This is a genomic window from Rhodosalinus sp., from assembly GCF_041685465.1.
Lineage (GTDB): Bacteria > Pseudomonadota > Alphaproteobacteria > Rhodobacterales > Rhodobacteraceae > Rhodosalinus.
In genome coordinates, this window is record NZ_JAWLFS010000032.1 from 1 (window position 1) to 18,214 (window position 18,214).

The following is an 18,214-nucleotide window of genomic DNA, read 5'->3' on the forward strand; positions in this document are numbered from 1 at the left end:
GGCGGCGCAGCCGCCGAGGGGGGCAGCGCCCCCCTTGTCGCACGCAGTGCCAGAGAGTGTCCCGCCGGAGGCGCGCCATGCTGGATCCCGCCGGAGGCGCGTCATGATGGATCCCGCCGGAGGCGCGTCATGATGGATCCCGCCGGAGGCGCGCCATGCGGCCTCGCCGACGCCGCCTCCGCCAGGTCCCCGCCGCGCCGCGGCGCTCAGGGGAAGCGGTTGTCGCGCGGGAAGCCGCGGGGGGCCATGCGGCCCGCCGTGGCGCGGGCGGCGCGCCACTCGGTGAGGTCCGTCTCCGTGCGCGTCCGCCCCGCCGGGTCCTTCCAGGCGAGGCCCTCCGAACTCTCGAACGTCGTCGCGTCGGCGAGGCCGCCGTCCTTGTATTTCTGCAGCCGCACGCCCTTGCCGCGCGCCATTTCGGGGAGCTCCTCCACCGGAAAGACCAGCATCTTCCGGTTCTCGCCCACCACGGCGACCATGTCGCCGGCCACGCGTTTGACCACCCGTGTCACCGCCGGCGCGCGCAGGTTCAGCACCTGCTTGCCCGCGCGGGTCTGCGCCACGACCTCCGCCTCGGGCGCGACGAAGCCGTCGCCCTTCGAGGAGGCCACCAGCAGCTTCGCGCCGGGGCGGTGGATCAGCAGCGTCACGATCTCCGCCTCGTTGGGCAGATCCACCGAGAGGCGCACGGGCTCGCCCATGCCGCGCCCGCCGGGCAGGCTCGAGACCGAGAGGGTGTAGGCCCGCCCGTTCGAGCCGAAGAGGATCAGCCGGTCCGTCGTCTCCGCGTGGAAGAGGAAACGCGGCCCGTCGCCGTCCTTGTACTTGAGCTCCTTGTCGAGCGGCACATGCCCCGAAAGCGCGCGGATCCAGCCCATCTGCGAGCAGACGACCGTGACCGGCTCGCGCTCGATCATGGCCTCGATCGGCACCTCCTCGACGTGGCCCGCCGCGGCGAAGCCCGTGCGCCGCGCGCCGCCCGCGGCCTTGGCGCCGAAATTCGCCTTCACCTCGCGCAGCTCCTCGGCGATGCGCGCCCATTGCCGGTCCGCGTCGGCGAGCAGCGCCTCGAGCCCGGCGCGCTCCTCGCGCAGGCGGTCGCGCTCGGCTGTGAGCTCCATCTCCTCGAGCCGGCGCAGGCTCCTGAGGCGCATGTTGAGGATCGCCTCGGCCTGCACGTCCGAGAGCCGGCCGGGCGCGTAGCGCTTCGGTACCTCCTCGCCGCCCGGCGCGGGGGCCTCCGCGTCGGGCAGGGCCTCCAGCGCCGCGCGGTCCACGCCCGCGAGCGGCGAGGCGTAGTCCGCCTCGGAGGTCGCGCGCGGGATCGTCGCCTGATGCGCCTCCGACCAGTCCTCGTACATCAGCGCGGCCTTCGGCGCCTCGTCGTAGCGGATGATGTCGATCACCCGGTCGAGGTTGAGGAAGGCCAAGAGGAAGCCCTCGAGCACCTCCAGCCGGTGCGCGATCCGGCCGAGGCGGTGGCGCGCGCGGCGCTGCAGCACGTCGCGGCGGTGGTCGAGGAAGGCGCGCAGGAGCGCGCGGAGCGAGCAGACCCCGGGCGTCACCCCGTCGATCAGCACGTTCATGTTGAGCGGCACCCGCACCTCCAGGTCGGAGTTGCGGAAGAGCGCCGCCATCAGCACCTCCGGGTCCACGTTGCGCGAGCGCGGCTCGAGCACGATGCGCACGTCGCCCGCGCTCTCGTCGCGCACGTCCGCGAGCGGGGGCACCTTGCGCGTCTGGATGAGCTCCGCGATCTTCTCGATCAGGCGCGATTTCTGCACCTGGTAGGGGATCTCGGTGACGACGACCTGCCATTGCCCGCGGCCGAGATCCTCGCGCTCCCAGCGCGCGCGCAGGCGGAAGGCGCCGCGCCCGGTGCGGTAGGCCTCCGCCACGTTCTCGCGCGGCTCGACGAGGACGCCGCCGGTGGGAAAGTCGGGGCCGGGGACATGGGCCAGAAGGCTCTCGTCGCTCGCCCCCGGGTCCTCGACGAGATGCAGGCAGGCTGCCAGCAGTTCGTCGAGGTTGTGCGGCGGGATGTTGGTGGCCATGCCCACAGCGATGCCGGAGGCGCCGTTCGCGAGCAGGTTCGGAAAGGCCGCCGGCAGCACCGCGGGTTCGCGCAGCGAGCCGTCGTAGGTGTCGCGGAAGTCCACCGCGTCCTCGGCGAGCCCGTCCATCAGCGCCTCGGCGAGCACGGTCATCCGCGCCTCGGTGTAGCGTGCGGCGGCGGGGCTGTCGCCGTCGATGTTGCCGAAGTTGCCCTGCCCGTCGACGAGCGGGTAGCGCATCACGAAGTCCTGCGCGAGCCGCGCCATCGCGTCGTAGATCGCGGCGTCGCCGTGCGGGTGATAGTTGCCCATCACGTCGCCCGCGATCTTGGCGGACTTTCGGAAGGCCCCGCCGGAGCCGAGCCGCAGCTCGCGCATGGCGTAGAGAATGCGCCGCTGCACCGGCTTCAGCCCGTCGCGGGCGTCGGGCAGCGCGCGGTGCATGATCGTGGAAAGCGCATAGGTCAGGTAGCGCTCGCCGAGCGCGCGGCGCAACGGCTCCGCGGAGGGCGGCGGGGGCGCGCCGGTGTCGCCCGTGTCGCCCGCCTCGCCCGTGTCGTCGGTGGGATCGTCCATGGCGCGGGCATAGCGCCGCGGCGCGGGGCGGTAAAGCGGCCAAGCGCGCGCCCGCGCGCTTGCGCGCCGCGCAGCGGCGTCCTAGGCGGGACCGGGGGAGGGCCGCGCATGACCGAGCGCACGATCCTGATCACCGGCTGTTCGAGCGGCATTGGCCTCGACGCCGCGCGCAGGCTCGCGGGGCGCGGCTGGCGCGTCTTCGCCGCCTGCCGCGCGGAAGAGGATTGCGCGCGCCTGCGCGCCGAGGGGCTGGAGAGCCCGCGCATCGACTACGAGGACCCCGAGAGCCTCGAGACCGGCATGGCCGAGGTGCTGGAGGCCACGGGCGGGCGGCTCGACGCGCTCTTCAACAACGGCGCCTATGCGATCCCCGGCCCGCTCGAGGATGTGCCGGCCGCGGCGATGCGCGCGATCTTCGAGGCCAATCTCATCGGCTGGCACGACCTGACGCGCCGCGCGATCCCGGTGATGCGGGCGCAGGGGGGCGGGCGGATCGTCAATTGCTCCTCCGTCCTCGGCTTCACGCCCGCGAAGTGGCGCGGGCCCTACGTGGCGAGCAAGTTCGCGCTCGAGGGGCTGACGGACGTCCTGCGCCTCGAGATGGCGGGCACGGGCATCCATGTCGTGCTGATCCAGCCGGGTCCGATCGACACGCCCTTCCGCGAGAACGCCATCAAGCAGTTCGAGAAATGGATCGACTGGGAACACTCGCCGCGCGCCGACGACTATCGCGCGACGCTCCTCGAACGGCTCTACAAGGGCGCCGACATGCGCTCCTGGCCCGCCTCCGCCGTGACCGAGGCGCTCGTGCGTGCGCTCGACAGCCCCCGCCCGCGCGCCCGGTATGCCGTGACCACGCCGACCCGCGCCGCCGCCGTCATGCGCCGGCTTCTCGGCGGGCGGCTCCTCGACCGGGTGCTGCACAGGCTCTGAGGCGCGGGGTTCGCTTTTTGCGCAGGCTCCGCTATGTGCGCCCCTTGACCGCCAAGGAAAGGACGGCTGATGGCTTCCGACCCGCTTTTCTACGTCATGGCGATCGCCATGCTGATCGTCGTGGGCATCCTTCTGACCGGCATCGGCGGCTTCGCCCGGGGGGGCGAGTTCAACCGGAAATACGCCAACCGCCTCATGCGGTGGCGGATCATCGCGCAGTTCGCCGCGGTGGTGATTATTCTCCTGTTCGTCTGGATACGCAGCGGAGGCTGACGATGGTCGTGCTCAACAAGATCTACACCAAGACCGGCGACGCCGGCGAGACCGCGCTCGGCGACGGGCAGCGGGTGGCCAAGCATGCGCCGCGCGTGATCGCCTACGGCACCGCGGACGAGCTGAACGCGACGCTCGGGCTCGCGCGGCAGCACGCCGAGGGCGAGCTGGACGCGCGCCTCGCGCGGATCCAGAACGACCTCTTCGATCTCGGCGCGGATCTCTGCTGCCCGGACATGGAGCGCGACGACGAGGCGGAGTATCCGCGCCTGCGCGTCGCCGAGGCGCAGGTCGCCCGGCTCGAGTCCGAGATCGACGCGATGAACGCCGGGCTCGAGCCGCTGCGGAGCTTCATCCTGCCCGGCGGCTCGCCGCTCGCCGCGCATCTGCACCTCTGCCGCACCGTGGCGCGGCGCGCCGAGCGCTACACGGTGGAACTCGCCACCATGGAGCATGTGAATCCGGCGGCGGTGCGCTACCTCAACCGCCTGTCGGACTGGTTCTTCGTGGCCGGCCGCATCGCCAACGACAACGGCCGCGCCGACGTGCTTTGGGTTCCGGGGGCGAACCGGTGAGCGAAGCGACCCGGCGGGCCGTCCAGTGGACGGCCCGGCCCAGGCAAGCGCGGAGCGCCGGCTCGAAGGGCGGAGGCGAACCGGTGAGCGATGCGACCCGGCGGGCCGTCAGGTAAAAGGCCGGCCCGCGCGCCGTGGTGCTCTGCGGCGACGTGCCGCAGGTCGGTTGCGGCTCGGGAGGTCGGCGCGCCGGTCCGGGGCGTTCGCGTGACGATTTTGCCCTGTCGCGGCGCGGCCTGAGCCGCTAAGACCCCGCGGCAGGACAGAGAGGCACGCCGGGCGGCCGGCGCGCGCAGAAAGGGAGAGACACGCCGATGAAGGTACTCGTGCCTGTGAAGCGCGTGATCGACTACAACGTGAAGGTCCGCGTGAAGGCGGACGGATCGGGCGTCGATCTCGCCAACGTCAAGATGTCGATGAACCCCTTCGACGAGATTGCCGTGGAAGAGGCGATCCGCCTGAAGGAGAAGGGCCAGGTCGAGGAGGTCGTGGCCGTTTCCATCGGCGTGAAGCAGGCGCAGGAGACGCTGCGCACCGCGCTCGCCATGGGCGCAGACCGGGCCATCCTGATCATCGCCGCCGACGACGTGCATCAGGACATCGAGCCGCTCGCCGTCGCCAAGCTTCTCGCCAGGGTCGTCGAGGAGGAGGGCCCCGAGATCGTGCTCTGCGGCAAGCAGGCGATCGACAACGACATGAACGCCACCGGGCAGATGCTCTCGGCGCTGCTCGGCTGGAGCCAGGCGATGTACGCCAACGAGGTCGCCGTCGAGGACGGGCAGGCCGTCGTCACCCGCGAGGTGGACGGCGGGCTTCAGACCGTGAAGGTCAAGCTGCCGACGATCATCTCCACCGACCTGCGCCTGAACGAGCCGCGCTACGCCTCGCTTCCCAACATCATGAAGGCGAAGAAGAAGCCGCTCGAGGAGAAGACCGCCGCCGACTACGGCGTGGACGTCGCGCCGCGCCTCGAGGTGGTCGAGACCAAGGAGCCGCCGGCGCGTCAGGCCGGCGAGATGGTCGGCTCGGTCGACGAGCTCGTGTCGAAACTCAAGGAAAAGGGGGTGGTGTGATGGCCGTTCTGCTGATCGCCGAAATCTCCGACGGCGCGCTGGCGATGGACGCCACCGCCAAGGCCATGACGGCCGCGACGAAGCTCGGCGAGGTCACGGTGCTCGCCTGCGGCGCGCAGGCATCCGATGCCGCCGCCGAGGCCGCGAAGCTCGACGGCGCGGCGAGGGTGCTCTGCGCGGAGGATCCGATCTACGGCCACCGCCTCGCCGAGCCGACGGCGGCGCTGATCGCCGATCTCGCCCGGGACTACGACCATATCGTCGCCCCGGCGACCACCGACGCCAAGAACATCCTGCCGCGCGTCGCGGCGCTCCTGGACGTGATGGTGATCTCGGACGTGAGCGCGGTGATCGACGCGGACACTTTCGAGCGTCCGGTCTACGCCGGCAATGCCATGCAGACGGTCAAGTCGTCCGACGCCAAGAAGGTGGTCAGCATCCGCACCTCGACCTTCGATGCCGCGGGGCAGGGCGGCGCCGCCACGGTGGAGACCATCGGCGCGGCGGCCGATCCGGGCCTTTCGGAGTGGGTCGAGGACAAGGTGGCCGAGAGCGACCGGCCCGAGCTGACCTCGGCCGGGGTGGTCGTCTCCGGTGGCCGCGGCGTCGGCTCCGAGGAGGATTTCCACCTGATCGAGAAGCTCGCCGACAAGCTGGGCGCCGCCGTCGGCGCGAGCCGCGCGGCGGTCGATTCGGGCTTCGCGCCGAACGACTGGCAGGTGGGGCAGACCGGCAAGGTCGTGGCGCCCGAGCTCTACATCGCCGTCGGCATCTCCGGTGCGATCCAGCACCTCGCCGGCATGAAGGACTCGAAGATCATCGTCGCGATCAACAAGGACGAGGAGGCGCCGATCTTCCAGGTTGCCGACTACGGCCTCGTCGCGGACCTCTTCGAGGCCGTGCCGGCCCTGACCGAGAAGCTCTGAGCGCCGCACAGGCAGGGGAGGCCCGCGCCGGCGACCCCGGCGCGGGCCTTTTCATGCGCGGAAGCCTTGACTGCGCAGCACCGGCAGCAAGCCCTCCGCCGCCGCGGCATGCGCGGCAGGGCCCGGGAGTTCGGCCGCCGCCGGCGCCTCCAGCGGCGGGAAGATCATGCCTCCGGTCTCGCCCTTCGCAGCCGCTGCGACCTCGACGACCGCGGCGAGGCGCGGTCGCAGGGCGTCGATCATGGCCCGATCCACGAAGAGCGGCTCCGGCGCCAGGGCTGCGCCTGCAGTGGTCGGCGGGGCCGTGCGGCCCAGCCAGAGCAGCGCCACCGGCACGCCGAGCCGCTCGATCAGCGTCGTCATCCGCGCGACCCAGGTCGTCCGGAGCCCCGCGCGCAGGCGCGCGAAAGCCGCCGGCGCGCGCTGCGCAAGCGCGCCGGTCATGTGGCGCGTGAAATGGAACTCGGTGAAATCGGTTTCCGGAAACAGCCGCCGCATCAGCGGGCGCGGCCCGAGAAAACGGTCGTTGCGGCGCGGGTGCACGTCGTAGAAGCGATTCGAGAGGTTCTGCGCGCCCGTGGCCTGCACCACGACGAGCTGCGCCTCGCGCGCGGCCTCCAGCACCGCGGGCTCGTTCAGGAAGCTGTCGACCCCGGCGTTCACGCTGCCGAGGTTGAGACAGGGCAGGCCCGCCGCCGCCTCCAGCCGCGCGGGCCAGGGCGCCGCCACGTATTTGCCGTAGGTTTCCGTCCCGCCGAGGCAGGCGACGAAGGCGCCGTCGATCCGCCGGTCGGGCCCGCGGAACAACATCCGCGATCCCCGGAAGCGGTACGGCGCGTAATCGAGCCCCCCCGGGCCCGGCGCGTCGTAGCTCATGGTTCCCACCAGTTCTTTTCACCCGCCGACAGGCTCGCGCCCGGGTCTTTCGAAAGGCTTAAGCCGACAATTGTCACCGGGTCGCGCGGCCTTGCCGCACCGGGTCGCGGTCCCTATGGTCCCGGCGCAATGACCGGAGGGTGAGGCATGGATATCGAGCGCGTGGGCATCGTCGGCGCCGGGCAGATGGGCAACGGGATCGCGCATGTCATGGCCGTCGCCGGATACGAGGTGCTGCTCAACGATCTCGACCGCGACACGCTGGAGGCCGCGCTCGAACGGATCGGCCGCAACATGGAACGGCAGGTGCGCAAGGGCGGCATCGCCGAGGCGGACAAGGATGCCGCGCTCGCCCGGATCACCCCGACGCTGGAACTGGCCGAGCTCGGCGGCTGCGATCTCGTCATCGAGGCGGCGACCGAGCGCGAGGAGGTCAAGCAGAAGATCTTCGACACCCTTCTGCCGCACCTGAAACCCGAGACGATCCTGACCTCCAACACCTCCTCGATCTCGATCACACGGCTGGCGAGCCGGACGGACCGGCCGGAGAAATTCATGGGGTTCCACTTCATGAACCCGGTGCCCCTGATGCAGCTCGTCGAGCTGATCCGCGGCATCGCCACCGACGAGGAGACCTTCGCCGCCTGCCGGGCGGTGGTCGACCGGCTCGGCAAGACGGCGGCGAGCGCGGAGGATTTCCCCGCCTTCATCGTCAACCGGATCCTGATGCCGATGATCAACGAGGCGGTCTACACCCTCTACGAAGGGGTGGGCAGCGTGCAGTCGATCGACCAGTCGATGAAGCTCGGCGCCAACCATCCCATGGGGCCGCTCGAACTTGCCGATTTCATCGGGCTCGACACCTGCCTCGCCATCATGAACGTGCTGCACGACGGGCTCGCGGACACGAAGTACCGGCCCTGTCCGCTGCTGACGAAATACGTCGAGGCGGGCTGGCTCGGTCGCAAGACCGGGCGCGGCTTCTACGACTACCGGGGCGAGGCGCCGGTGCCCACGCGCTGAGCGCTCTTCGCCCCCGGCGGGGCGCATCGCGGAACGGAGCGAGGACGCCCGTCAGGGCGGAGGAGCGGCGCCGCCCGCGCCCAGCGCCAGCGTCCGGTCCCGCAGCCACGCGACGAAGCCGCGCGGATTGCGCGCCCAGCTCTCGATCTCGGGGCGGTCGATCGGCGTGCCGACCACCGGCGCCTGCGGTGTGTCGAGTGCATGCGCCACCTCGTGCAGGAGAAGACCCTGCCGCAGCGTCGGCGAGATACGGTTGGCGATCTGGTACCAGCGCGAGTTCGCGCCGGGGAAATGTACCGGCACCACCCGCGCGCCGGAGCGCTGGATCATCTTCGCGGTGAAAGGGTTCCACTCCGCCTCTACCGCGGGGCCGAACAGGCTTTCGGAGGCGGCCACCACGCCGGAGGGGAAGAGCACGATCACCCCGCCCGCCTGCAGATGATCCATGGCGCGCCTGCGCATGTCGAGATTGCGTTCGAGCGCCCCTGATTCGTGCGCGAAGGGCACCGGGATCATGAACTGTTCGACCTCGGCGACCCCGGTCAGGAGCGAGCGGGTCAGGATCTTGTAGTCGGTCCGCCGCCGGCCCACGAGCTCGGCGAGCACCATCCCGTCGACGAGCCCGTGCGGATGGTTCGCCACGACGACGAGCGGCCCCTCGGCAGGGATGCGCGCGATCTGTTCCGCGGGCGTGACGAGGTCGATCCCCATCACGTCGAGCGCCTGCCGCCAGAAGGGCTGGCCCACCGGCACGCCCATCGCTTCGAACCGGCGGATCAGCCGGAGCAGCCTGAGCTTGCCGGTCGCGAGCTCCATCGCCTGGATCGTCTTGACCTTGATCGGATTGGTGAAGGTATTGGCATAGCTCAGCCGCCGCCGGTCGTAGGGGCGTCCGTCGTGCAGGGTGCCGTCGCCCTGACCGGCGTAGGGCGCCGTTCCGCCCTGCATCATCGCGGTCCGGTGGTGGGAGCTTTCGACCAAGGGGTCCCTCCGGTGCCGTTCGGGCTCACGTCTCCTCGCCGAAGCGGTTCTCGATCAGCGCCTCGACCGCGTCGGCCAGCGCCGCCGCGTCCGGACCGGACGCCTGAAGCTCAATAGTGCTTCCCTTGGAAGCTGCCAACATCAAAAGCCCCATGATCGAGTCGCCGGCGGCGGTCTGCCCGTCGCGGGTCAGCTCCGCCGTCGCGTCGAAGCCCTCGACCACTTCCACGAGCTTGGCCGAGGCCCGCGCGTGCAGGCCTTTCTCGTTGGTGATCTTCAGGCGTCTCTGGATGGTTTCAGCCGGCATTACAGATCGTTAGTCCGCGGAAACGGTCTGGCTGTCAATATACTTCCGCCCGGCCTCCAGCGCGCTCCGGACCGCTTCGCCAAGGGGCTTGTCGCGGGATTTTGCAAGCTTGATGAGCAGGGGCAGGTTCGCCCCGTAGAGGATGCGCCGGTTTGCCGCGGCGCTGGCGCGCAGGCTCAGGTTGGACGGCGATCCGCCGAACATGTCGGTGACCATCACCACGCCGTCGCCCTGATCGACCGCGTCGGCGGCGGCGCAGATCTCGGCCTGCTTGGCGGTGCGGTCGTGTTCGGGCTCGATCGCGACGGCGCGTATGCCGCGCTGACGGCCCATGACATGCTCGATGGCGGCGAGGTATTCATGCGCGAGTCCGCCGTGCGCGACGATGACGACGCCGATCAAGCCGGGCTCCCTTCCTGCGTGGTGGCCGCCTCCGCGGCCGGGCCGCCGCGGTCCAGCTCGCGGTGCCGGACGGTGACCTGCCAGCCGTCGGCGGCGAGTGCGGGCGCGAGGCGCTCGGCGAGCGCGACGGAGCGGTGCCGGCCCCCGGTGCAGCCGAAGCCGAGGCCGAAGTGGCTCTTGCCCTCTTGCGCATAGGCCGGCAGCACGAAGCGCACCAGGTCCAGCACTCGCTCGAAGAAGGGCGCGAAACGCGCGTCGGCGGCGACATGCGCCTGCACGCGCGGATCACGTCCGTCGCGGTCGCGCAGGTTCGGCTGCCAGTAGGGATTGTCGAGGAAACGCGCGTCGAGCACCATGTCCAGCCCGCGCGGCAGCCCCCGCTTGTAGCTGAAGGACTGCACCGAGACGACGAGACCCACGCCGTTGGCCGGTGCGACGAGGCGTGCGATCTCCGCGCGCAGGTCGTGCGGGGTGAGTTCGGAGGTGTCGATCAGGATGTCGGCCCGGGCGCGCACCCCGCGCATCAGGTCGAACTCGCGCGCGATCCCGGCTTCCGGGGCTTCGGCCGGGGCCAGCGGATGCCGCCGCCGCGTCTCGGAGAAGCGGCGCTGCAGAACCTCCGCGCGGCAGTCGAGATAAACGAGATCGGCATGGATATCGCACCGCGCCGCCAGCGCGTCCATGAGTTCGAGCAGCGCGTCGGGCGCGAAGTCGCGGTTGCGCACGTCGAGCCCGAGCGCCAGCGGCCGTTCCGGCGGCCCGGCCGCCAGCAGGCGGGGCACGAGGCCGAGCGGCATGTTGTCGATCGCCTCGAAGCCGCGATCCTCGAGGGCGGCAATCGCGGTTGCGCGCCCGGCGCCCGACGGGCCGGTGATCAGCACCATGCGCTGCTGCGTCTCGCGCTCGGATGTCATGCGTCCGCCCTCAGGCAAACCGTCCCCCGCGAAGATAAAGCAAGATCGCTGCGGGGAAAGCCCGCGTCGCCGGATCGTGACAGAGCGGCACGGCAACGTCGAGAAAGCTTTCGCTGCGCCGCGGCGGCAAGCGCGTCTCCTCCTGCTTTTCGAGAGTGACGGCGAGCGTGACCGGTGCGCCGTCACAGGTCGCCGGCGCATGCAGAAGGCCGACCCCACGCGCCTCGATCACCCCGGAGAGGTGCTGCGGGGGCAACGCAAGAAGCCGTGCCCCCGAACGGCGCAGCCGGACACGGTCGTCGCCGATCAGTTGCGCGCCGCGGACCAGGCACTCGAGCGCGAGGGAGGACTTGCCGCTGCCCGCGGGACCCAGAATAAGTGCCGCGCGGCCCGCATAGGCGACGGCGGTCGCGTGCAGCTCCGTCTCGTCCGGGTGTGGGCCAGCGTCCCCGGGCGTGCCCATCGGCTCAGAGCGGAAGACCCACGACGAAGCGCGCGCCAAGCGGCTCCGAGGTCGGGTCGGCCTGCGTCGGGCGGATGTTCTCGGCCCAGATCACGCCGCCGTGCGCGTGCACGATCTGCTCGGAGATGGCGAGGCCGAGGCCCGAGTTGTTGCCGAAATCCTCGGACGGGCGTTCGGAGTAGAATCGCTTGAAGATCTTCTTCTCCGCGCCCTCGGGAATGCCGGGGCCGGTATCCTCGACCACCACGAGCACGCGGTTTTCGCGCTTGCGCGCCCAGAGGCGGATGGCGTCACCCTCCTCGCAGAAGCTGATGGCGTTCGTGACGAGGTTGACGACCACCTGCGCCAGGCGCGGTTCGAGCCCCTGCACGGCCACCGGCGCCTCGGGCAGGTCGGTGATGAACTCGATCCCCTTTTCCTGCGCCTGCTGTCCGAGATGCTGGCCGAGGGTGTCGAGCATCCGGCGCAGATCGAAGCTTTCCTCGTCCTCCTTGACGAGCTCGCTGTCGAGGCGCGAGGCGTTCGAGATGTCGCTGACCAGCCTGTCGAGCCGGCGGACGTCGTGGTCGATCACGTCGAGGAGACGCTCGCGGTGATCTTCGCGCTGTGCCACGCGGAGCGTTCCCACGGCCGAGCGGAGCGAGGCCAGAGGGTTCTTGATCTCATGCGCGACGTCGGCCGCGAACTGCTCGTTCGCCTCGATCCGGTCGTAGAGCGCCGAGACCATGCCGCGCAGCGCGGCAGAGAGCTGCCCGATCTCGTCCGGCCGCGCGGTCAGGTCCGGAATGCGGATGCGCCCCTGCCGTCCGAAGCGGCCGCGATCGCGGTCGCGCCCGACCTCGGCCGCCGTGGCGAGTTGCGAGATGGGATTGGAGATCGTCGACGCGAGCACGAGACTCAGGCCTATCGAGACGAGGATCGCGATGACGAACATCTGCAGCACGCGCTCGCGCTCGGCGCGCACCATCTGGTCGATCTCGCCGGCGGCGGAGGACACGGCGACGACGCCGACCGCGCGGCCCTCGCGGATGATCGGTGTCGTCGCGGAGATGACCGTGCCGCCCTCGGCGTCGACGCCCGTTTCGACCGTGGGCCTGCCGTCGAGGGCGCGGCCGATCTGCGGGACGATCTGCTCTTCCAGCGGGCGGGGCGCCGCGCCGGAGAGCATTTCCACGCCGTTCTCGACCGCGCCCCAGGCACGGGCGAGCGCGTCGGTTATGACGGTGCGCGGCGGCGTCTCGTGCAGCGCATCGAGATCGGCCGGCGCAACCTCGCCGGCCTGCCGCGCAACGACGCGGCGCGCCTCGTCGTAGACGAGCACCTCGATGCCGCGGCGCAGGTCGAGTCCTTCGAGCGTTCGCTGCATGTCGCCGGGCGAGGCGGCCTGCACCTCGAAGACGTCGGCGATGAGCTCCGCCTCGCCGGCGAGGCCGGTGGCGCGCTGCAGCGCCAGGCTTTCGCGGGAGCCGTCGAGATAGAAGATGCCGGCGACAAGGATGTTGAGCGCGATCAGGTTGAAGATGATGATCTTGCGCGTGAGCGGCGAGCGCCGCCACGAGAAGAAGCCGCGGCGGACGCGCGCGGCCTCGTCGGCCTCCGGCTCGGGCGCCACCCAGTCGTCGCCGAGCACGAGGTCCGGTTCGCGCCCTGGGGGCGGACGGCCCGCGCCGCTGTGCTCTGCCATCGACATGGCTATTCTTCGTTATAGCGGTAGCCGATGCCGTAGAGCGTCTCGATCGCCGTGAACTCGGTGTCGACGCTGCGCATCTTCTTGCGGAGCCGCTTGATGTGGCTGTCGATGGTGCGGTCGTCGACGTAGACCTGATCGTCGTAGGCCACGTCCATCAGCTGATCGCGGCTCTTGACGAAGCCGGGACGCTGCGCCAGCGCCTGCAGGAGCAGGAACTCGGTCACGGTGAGCGTGACGTCCTGCTCCTTCCAGGTTACCGCGTGGCGAAGCGGGTCCATCGTCAGGTGCCCGCGCACCATGATCTTGGAGTCTTCCGGCGTGCCGGCGGCGTCGCCGGCCTCTGCCTCCTGTCGGCGCAGCAGGGCGCGGATGCGCTCCACCAGCAGGCGCTGCGAGAACGGTTTCTTGACGTAGTCGTCGGCCCCCATGCGCAGGCCCAGCACCTCGTCGATCTCGTCGTCCTTGGACGTGAGGAAGATCACCGGCATCGAGGTCTTCTGGCGGAGCCGCTGCAACAGGTCCATGCCGTCGAGACGGGGCATCTTGATGTCGAGCACGGCCATGTCGGGCAGCTTGCGGTTGAATGCCTCCAGCGCCGACTGACCGTCGTTGTAGGTGTCCACCTCGAAGCCCTCGGCCTCGAGCGTCATGGAAACGGACGTCAGAATGTTCCTGTCATCGTCCACGAGGGCGATACGGGACATGGGGAAAGTCCTTGTGCTGCTCTTGTGCCTATCGCTTTTTGTCACCTTCATCCCTGTTTCGCCCCTTGCAATCAATCCCAAACTGCGACTCGGGGGCGGGTCTCGCCTGATTCCGGACACAATTCCTGAAAGAATGGCTAAATTGCCTCACCCGCCGTCAGTCCGGCCCGCCGTGATTGCGCTAACTGTGCTCTGGTTGCGCTAACAGCCGGCCCCGCGGCTGTTCAGCCCGGCGAAAGCCGTGATAAGCCCCGACAGCGCCCCGGACAGCGCGCGGCCGGTCAGCGGCCCCGGCGCCCCGGGCCGGAAAGCGACAGAGACAACCGCGCCGCCGCGGCCAGAGGAGCAAGGCACCATGACCATCGGACGGGTGAACCCGGAGTTCCGGCTCGAGCATCAGGGCATCGAGGGCCTCGGGGCGGTTCACTACAACCTGATCGAGCCCGCGCTGATCGAGGCCGGCCTGAAACGCGGCGAGGGGCAGCTCGGGCAGGGCGGGACCTTCCTCGTCTCGACGGGCAAGTTCACCGGGCGGTCACCGAAGGACAAGCACGTCGTCCGCACCCCGGATGTGGCCGAGCACATCTGGTGGGACAACAACGCCGCCATGTCGCCGGAGGGCTTCGACGCGCTCTACGACGACATGCGCGCGCACATGAAGGACCGCGAACTCTTCGTGCAGGATCTCGTGGCCGGGGCCGATCCGGCCTATTCCATCGACGTGCGCGTGGTGACCGAGCTCGCCTGGCACGGGCTCTTCATCCGCCATCTCCTGCGCCGGCCCGAGCGCGCGGCGCTCGACCGCTTCACGGCCGACTACACGGTGATCAACCTGCCGTCCTTCCGCGCCGATCCGGAGCGCCACGACTGCCGCTCGGAGACGGTGATCGCGCTCAACTTCGAGAAGAAGATGATCCTGATCGGCGGCACCGAATATGCCGGCGAGAACAAGAAGTCCGTCTTCACGCTCCTCAACTACATCCTGCCGGAGAAGGGCATCATGCCGATGCACTGCTCTGCCAACCACGCACCCGGCAACCCGGTGGACACGGCGGTGTTCTTCGGCCTCTCGGGCACCGGCAAGACGACGCTCTCGGCCGATCCCGAGCGCGTGCTGATCGGCGACGACGAGCACGGGTGGTCGGACCGGGGCAGCTTCAACTTCGAGGGCGGCTGCTACGCCAAGACGATCAACCTCAACCCCGAGGCGGAGCCGGAGATCTACGCCACGACCGGCAAGTTCGGCACCGTGATCGAGAACATGGTCTACGACGCCGAGACGCGGGCGCTCGACTTCGACGACGACTCGCTCACGGCGAACATGCGCTGCGCCTATCCGCTCGAGTACATCTCCAACGCCTCCGAGACGGGGCTGGGCGGGCATCCCAAGAACATCATCATGCTGACCTGCGATGCCTTCGGCGTGCTGCCGCCGATCGCGCGGCTCTCGCCGGCGCAGGCGATGTATCACTTCCTGTCGGGCTTCACCGCCAAGGTGGCCGGGACCGAGCGCGGCGTGACCGAGCCGCAGCCGACCTTCTCCACCTGTTTCGGCGCCCCCTTCATGCCGCGCCGGCCCGAGGTCTACGGCAATCTCCTGCGCGAGAAGATCGCGCGCCAGGGCGCGACCTGCTGGCTCGTCAACACCGGCTGGACCGGCGGCGCCTACGGCACCGGGTCGCGGATGCCGATCAAGGCCACGCGGGCGCTGCTGACCGCGGCGCTCGACGGCTCCCTCGCCGAGGCGGAGTTCCGCAAGGACCCGAACTTCGGCTTCGAGGTGCCGGTCGCGGTGCAGGGCGTGCCGGAGGTCCTGCTCGACCCGCGCCGCACCTGGGCCGACCCGGAGGCCTACGACGCCCAGGCGCGCAAGCTCGTCTCGATGTTCGCCGAGAACTTCGAGCAGTACGTGCCCTACATCGACGACGACGTGAAGGCGGCGGCGATCGGGTGAGCGGGCGCGCGGTCTCAGCCCATGAGGCCGCGCCGGATCAGGTTGAGCCCGGCGAGCAGCAGGACGGCCAGCGTCGCGCGGCGGAAGGCCGCCTGGTCGATGCGGTCCTGCAGCCGGTAGCCGATCCACATCCCGGCGAGCGCCGCCGGCACCAGCGACGCCGAGAAGGCCATGCTCTCCGGCGTGACCACCCCGGAGCCCGTGTGCGCCGCCACCAGCGCGATCGACCCGAGAAGGTAGAGCACCCCCTGAATGCGCATCTGCTCGGCCTTGGGCGTGCCGAGGGCGGTGAGATAGACGACCACGGGCGGCCCCCAGACCCCCGAGAGCCCGCCGAGCGAGCCCCCGAGCACGGCCATCGCCACCTCGATTCGGCGGCTCGCCGCGCGCAGGGTCAGCGGCTGGCCCAGCAACTGCCAGATCGAGAAGACGACGAGCGGCACGCCGATCGCCGTCAGCAGCACGCCCGCCGGCAGCACGCCCACGAGCTGCGCCGAGGCGAAGAGGCAGACGGCGCCCACCGCGAGGAACAGCCGGAAGCGCCCGAGGCTCGCGAGCGCGGCGCGCAGGCCGTCGCGCAACCCCTGCCAGATGTTCGTCACGAGCGTCGGCAGCATGAGCCCCGCGAGCGCGAGTTCGGGCGCGAGGAAGCTGCCGAGCCCGGAGATCAGGATCATCGGCATGGCGAATCCGACCATGCCCTTCACGACGCCCGCGAGGCTCGCCACGACGAGCGCGAGGGCTAGGTGTTCGGCCGACAGTATGGAGAAACTCAGCATGGCGCCGCCCTTAGCACCGTCCGGCGGCAGGCGCAGCCCGGAAACGGCGACGCAAGAATCGGTCGAAACGCCGCATATTGGGGTATTTTCATTGCGCTGCACGTGCGAAGGCACTAAGTCGGCGCCAGGTTCAGGAGGGATGTTTAGAAATGGCTCATGACGGACAGGACCTGAGCGCCGCACAGGGCGTGGTGCTTCCCGATCTTCTCCGGCTGACCGGGGCCGCGGTCGCACCCGCCGAGGCGGTGCTCGACAAGGCGACCGAGCGCCTGCGTGGAGAGGTCACCGCCGACGGCCGGGTGTCCGGCCGTCTGGTGGAGGCGAACCAGACCGCGGCGCACGGCCTCGCCTGGCTCGCCACCTACGTCGAAGCGCTGCGCCAGATGCACCGCTGGGCCGAGCGGCTGGAGGGCGAGGGGCGCCTGACGGAGGTGGAGCAGCTGATCCTGCAGATCGCCTTCGGCGAATACCTCTGGCAGATCTACGGCGGCATCCCGATGAGCCAGGGCGAGATCCTGCGCCTTCAGGACCTCGGCCTGAGCCAGGAGGACATGCGCGGCCTGATGGCGCCCGAGGTCATGACGCTCACGCAGCAGGGCAACACGCAGGCCGCGCGCACGCGCCTCGTGGAGCTCATGCAGGAACGCTCGGCCGAGGTCACCGTCGGCGCCTCGGGCCTCGACGAAGAGCTCGAGATGATCCGCGAGCAGTTCCGCCGCTTCGTCGTCGACAAGGTGGAACCTTACGCCCACGAGTGGCACCTGAAGGATGAGCTCATCCCGATGGATGTGATCTCCGAGCTCGCCGAGATGGGCGTCTTCGGCCTGACCATCCCGGAGGAGTACGGCGGCCTCGGCCTGTCCAAGGCGTCGATGTGCGTCGTCTCCGAGGAGCTCTCGCGCGGCTACATCGGCGTCGGCTCCCTCGGCACCCGCTCCGAGATCGCGGCCGAGCTCATTATCGGCGGCGGCACCGAAGCGCAGAAGGAAAAGTGGCTGCCCGGCCTCGCCTCGGCCGAGGTGCTGCCCACGGCCGTCTTCACGGAGCCGAACACCGGCTCCGACCTCGGCAGCCTGCGCACCCGCGCCACGAAGGACGACAGCGGAGACTGGCGGATCACCGGCAACAAGACGTGGATCACGCATGCCTCGCGCACGCAGGTGATGACGCTGCTCGCGCGCACGGATCCGCAGACGACCGACTACCGCGGCCTCTCGATGTTCCTCGCCGAGAAGACGCCGGGCACCGACGACCACCCCTTCCCGGACGAGGGGCTGTCCGGCGGCGAGATCGAGGTGCTCGGCTACCGCGGCATGAAGGAATACGAGATCGCCTTCGACGACTTCCATGTCGCGGGCGACAACCTGCTCGGTGGCGAAGAGGGGCAGGGCTTCAAGCAGCTCATGGCCACCTTCGAGAGCGCACGCATCCAGACGGCGGCCCGCGCCGTGGGGGTCGCGCAGTCGGCGCTCGACGTCTCGATGCGCTACGCGCAGGACCGCAAGCAGTTCGGCAAGCCGCTGATCGCCTTCCCGCGCGTCTCCGGCAAGCTCGCCATGATGGCGGTGGAGACGATGATCGCGCGCCAGCTCACCTATTTCTCGGCCTTCGAGAAGGACCGCGGCCAGCGCTGCGATCTCGAGGCGGGGATGGCCAAGCTGCTCGGCGCGCGCGTCGCGTGGTCGGCGGCCGACAACGGCCTGCAGATCCA

Annotated in this window: 18 protein-coding genes; 8 read left to right on the forward strand and 10 right to left on the reverse strand. The window is 70.1% G+C overall.

Translation table 11 applies throughout. The features are described 5' to 3' along the window. Window positions 1–206: 206 nt before the first annotated feature. The gene (locus ACESL7_RS03635; protein ID WP_372891549.1) at window positions 207–2,630 is read right to left on the reverse strand and encodes a DNA topoisomerase IV subunit A; all 2,424 of its coding nucleotides are present in this window, start codon (window positions 2,628–2,630) and stop codon (window positions 207–209) included. 108 nt (window positions 2,631–2,738) lie between these two features. Here ACESL7_RS03635 and ACESL7_RS03640 point away from each other — a divergent pair, with 108 nt between their 5' ends. The 5 genes from ACESL7_RS03640 to ACESL7_RS03660 all read left to right on the forward strand — a co-directional run bounded on the left by ACESL7_RS03640 (window position 2,739) and on the right by ACESL7_RS03660 (window position 6,410). Then, window positions 2,739–3,563 (forward strand): SDR family NAD(P)-dependent oxidoreductase, encoded by an 825-nt coding sequence (locus tag ACESL7_RS03640; RefSeq protein ID WP_372891551.1) that lies wholly within the window; start codon window positions 2,739–2,741, stop codon window positions 3,561–3,563. A gap of 69 nt (window positions 3,564–3,632) precedes the next feature. After that, window positions 3,633–3,836, forward strand: coding sequence for a twin transmembrane helix small protein (locus ACESL7_RS03645; RefSeq protein WP_372891553.1), 204 nt, complete (start codon window positions 3,633–3,635; stop codon window positions 3,834–3,836). A 2-nt stretch (window positions 3,837–3,838) separates the two neighbouring features. After that, window positions 3,839–4,411, forward strand: a complete 573-nt coding sequence (locus ACESL7_RS03650; protein ID WP_372891555.1) for a cob(I)yrinic acid a,c-diamide adenosyltransferase — start codon at window positions 3,839–3,841, stop codon at window positions 4,409–4,411. Window positions 4,412–4,725: 314 nt separating this feature from the next. Further along, window positions 4,726–5,484: an electron transfer flavoprotein subunit beta/FixA family protein gene (locus ACESL7_RS03655; protein ID WP_372891557.1), complete on the forward strand. Its 759-nt coding sequence runs from the start codon at window positions 4,726–4,728 to the stop codon at window positions 5,482–5,484. Then, window positions 5,484–6,410, forward strand: coding sequence for an electron transfer flavoprotein subunit alpha/FixB family protein (locus ACESL7_RS03660; protein ID WP_372891559.1), 927 nt, complete (start codon window positions 5,484–5,486; stop codon window positions 6,408–6,410). The genes ACESL7_RS03655 and ACESL7_RS03660 overlap by 1 nt, the downstream gene beginning before the upstream one ends. Before the next feature lie 51 nt (window positions 6,411–6,461). On the opposite strand, the gene ACESL7_RS03665 is transcribed toward ACESL7_RS03660, so the two are convergent. Next, a complete protein-coding gene (locus ACESL7_RS03665) occupies window positions 6,462–7,286 on the reverse strand; it encodes a DUF6473 family protein (RefSeq protein WP_372891561.1) in 825 nt (274 codons plus the stop codon). A 147-nt stretch (window positions 7,287–7,433) separates the two neighbouring features. Here ACESL7_RS03665 and ACESL7_RS03670 point away from each other — a divergent pair, with 147 nt between their 5' ends. Then, window positions 7,434–8,309 carry a 3-hydroxybutyryl-CoA dehydrogenase gene (locus ACESL7_RS03670; RefSeq protein ID WP_372891562.1) on the forward strand — a complete coding sequence of 292 codons (876 nt, stop codon included), beginning with the start codon at window positions 7,434–7,436 and terminating at the stop codon, window positions 8,307–8,309. 51 nt (window positions 8,310–8,360) lie between these two features. On the opposite strand, the gene ACESL7_RS03675 is transcribed toward ACESL7_RS03670, so the two are convergent. From ACESL7_RS03675 to ACESL7_RS03705, 7 genes are read right to left on the reverse strand one after another with little or no spacing between them, the layout of a single operon-like run. After that, complete coding sequence (locus ACESL7_RS03675) at window positions 8,361–9,257, reverse strand: lysophospholipid acyltransferase family protein (RefSeq protein ID WP_372891581.1); 897 nt, start codon at window positions 9,255–9,257, stop codon at window positions 8,361–8,363. A 58-nt stretch (window positions 9,258–9,315) separates the two neighbouring features. Beyond that, window positions 9,316–9,597 carry an HPr family phosphocarrier protein gene (locus ACESL7_RS03680; RefSeq protein ID WP_372891564.1) on the reverse strand — a complete coding sequence of 94 codons (282 nt, stop codon included), beginning with the start codon at window positions 9,595–9,597 and terminating at the stop codon, window positions 9,316–9,318. Between the two features lie 9 nt (window positions 9,598–9,606). Further along, on the reverse strand, window positions 9,607–9,999 hold the full coding sequence (locus tag ACESL7_RS03685) for a PTS sugar transporter subunit IIA (RefSeq protein WP_372891566.1): 393 nt from the start codon (window positions 9,997–9,999) through the stop codon (window positions 9,607–9,609). Next, window positions 9,996–10,913, reverse strand: a complete 918-nt coding sequence (gene rapZ, locus ACESL7_RS03690; RefSeq protein WP_372891568.1) for an RNase adapter RapZ — start codon at window positions 10,911–10,913, stop codon at window positions 9,996–9,998. Before rapZ ends, ACESL7_RS03685 begins: the two co-directional genes overlap by 4 nt. A gap of 10 nt (window positions 10,914–10,923) precedes the next feature. Continuing rightward, window positions 10,924–11,415, reverse strand: a complete 492-nt coding sequence (locus ACESL7_RS03695; protein ID WP_372891569.1) for an HPr kinase/phosphorylase — start codon at window positions 11,413–11,415, stop codon at window positions 10,924–10,926. Beyond that, entirely contained in the window at window positions 11,381–13,060 is a 1,680-nt protein-coding gene (locus ACESL7_RS03700; protein WP_372891571.1) for a sensor histidine kinase, read from the reverse strand. The genes ACESL7_RS03695 and ACESL7_RS03700 overlap by 35 nt, the downstream gene beginning before the upstream one ends. 8 nt (window positions 13,061–13,068) lie before the next feature. Then, window positions 13,069–13,770, reverse strand: coding sequence for a response regulator transcription factor (locus ACESL7_RS03705; RefSeq protein WP_372891573.1), 702 nt, complete (start codon window positions 13,768–13,770; stop codon window positions 13,069–13,071). Between the two features lie 355 nt (window positions 13,771–14,125). Between ACESL7_RS03705 and ACESL7_RS03710 the strand changes: the two genes are divergently transcribed. Next, entirely contained in the window at window positions 14,126–15,724 is a 1,599-nt protein-coding gene (locus ACESL7_RS03710) for a phosphoenolpyruvate carboxykinase (RefSeq protein WP_372891575.1), read from the forward strand. 14 nt (window positions 15,725–15,738) lie between these two features. Here ACESL7_RS03710 and ACESL7_RS03715 read toward each other — a convergent pair whose 3' ends face one another. Beyond that, window positions 15,739–16,503: a TSUP family transporter gene (locus ACESL7_RS03715; RefSeq protein WP_372891577.1), complete on the reverse strand. Its 765-nt coding sequence runs from the start codon at window positions 16,501–16,503 to the stop codon at window positions 15,739–15,741. 149 nt (window positions 16,504–16,652) lie between these two features. Between ACESL7_RS03715 and ACESL7_RS03720 the strand changes: the two genes are divergently transcribed. Further along, window positions 16,653–18,214, forward strand: a 1,562-nt coding sequence (locus ACESL7_RS03720) for an acyl-CoA dehydrogenase family protein (RefSeq protein ID WP_372891579.1), incomplete at its 3' end; no start/stop codon positions are given.

What these genes read in the sequence shown, in the direction of transcription:
- ACESL7_RS03635 (WP_372891549.1), bottom strand. Translation starts at nt 2,630, where the DNA reads ATGGACGATCCCACCGACGACACGGGCGAGGCGGGCGACACGGGCGAC.
- ACESL7_RS03640 (WP_372891551.1), top strand. Translation starts at nt 2,739, where the DNA reads ATGACCGAGCGCACGATCCTGATCACCGGCTGTTCGAGCGGCATTGGC.
- ACESL7_RS03645 (WP_372891553.1), top strand. Translation starts at nt 3,633, where the DNA reads ATGGCTTCCGACCCGCTTTTCTACGTCATGGCGATCGCCATGCTGATC.
- ACESL7_RS03650 (WP_372891555.1), top strand. Translation starts at nt 3,839, where the DNA reads ATGGTCGTGCTCAACAAGATCTACACCAAGACCGGCGACGCCGGCGAG.
- ACESL7_RS03655 (WP_372891557.1), top strand. Translation starts at nt 4,726, where the DNA reads ATGAAGGTACTCGTGCCTGTGAAGCGCGTGATCGACTACAACGTGAAG.
- ACESL7_RS03660 (WP_372891559.1), top strand. Translation starts at nt 5,484, where the DNA reads ATGGCCGTTCTGCTGATCGCCGAAATCTCCGACGGCGCGCTGGCGATG.
- ACESL7_RS03665 (WP_372891561.1), bottom strand. Translation starts at nt 7,286, where the DNA reads ATGAGCTACGACGCGCCGGGCCCGGGGGGGCTCGATTACGCGCCGTAC.
- ACESL7_RS03670 (WP_372891562.1), top strand. Translation starts at nt 7,434, where the DNA reads ATGGATATCGAGCGCGTGGGCATCGTCGGCGCCGGGCAGATGGGCAAC.
- ACESL7_RS03675 (WP_372891581.1), bottom strand. Translation starts at nt 9,257, where the DNA reads ATGCAGGGCGGAACGGCGCCCTACGCCGGTCAGGGCGACGGCACCCTG.
- ACESL7_RS03680 (WP_372891564.1), bottom strand. Translation starts at nt 9,597, where the DNA reads ATGCCGGCTGAAACCATCCAGAGACGCCTGAAGATCACCAACGAGAAA.
- rapZ (WP_372891568.1), bottom strand. Translation starts at nt 10,913, where the DNA reads ATGACATCCGAGCGCGAGACGCAGCAGCGCATGGTGCTGATCACCGGC.
- ACESL7_RS03700 (WP_372891571.1), bottom strand. Translation starts at nt 13,060, where the DNA reads ATGGCAGAGCACAGCGGCGCGGGCCGTCCGCCCCCAGGGCGCGAACCG.
- ACESL7_RS03705 (WP_372891573.1), bottom strand. Translation starts at nt 13,770, where the DNA reads ATGTCCCGTATCGCCCTCGTGGACGATGACAGGAACATTCTGACGTCC.
- ACESL7_RS03710 (WP_372891575.1), top strand. Translation starts at nt 14,126, where the DNA reads ATGACCATCGGACGGGTGAACCCGGAGTTCCGGCTCGAGCATCAGGGC.
- ACESL7_RS03715 (WP_372891577.1), bottom strand. Translation starts at nt 16,503, where the DNA reads ATGCTGAGTTTCTCCATACTGTCGGCCGAACACCTAGCCCTCGCGCTC.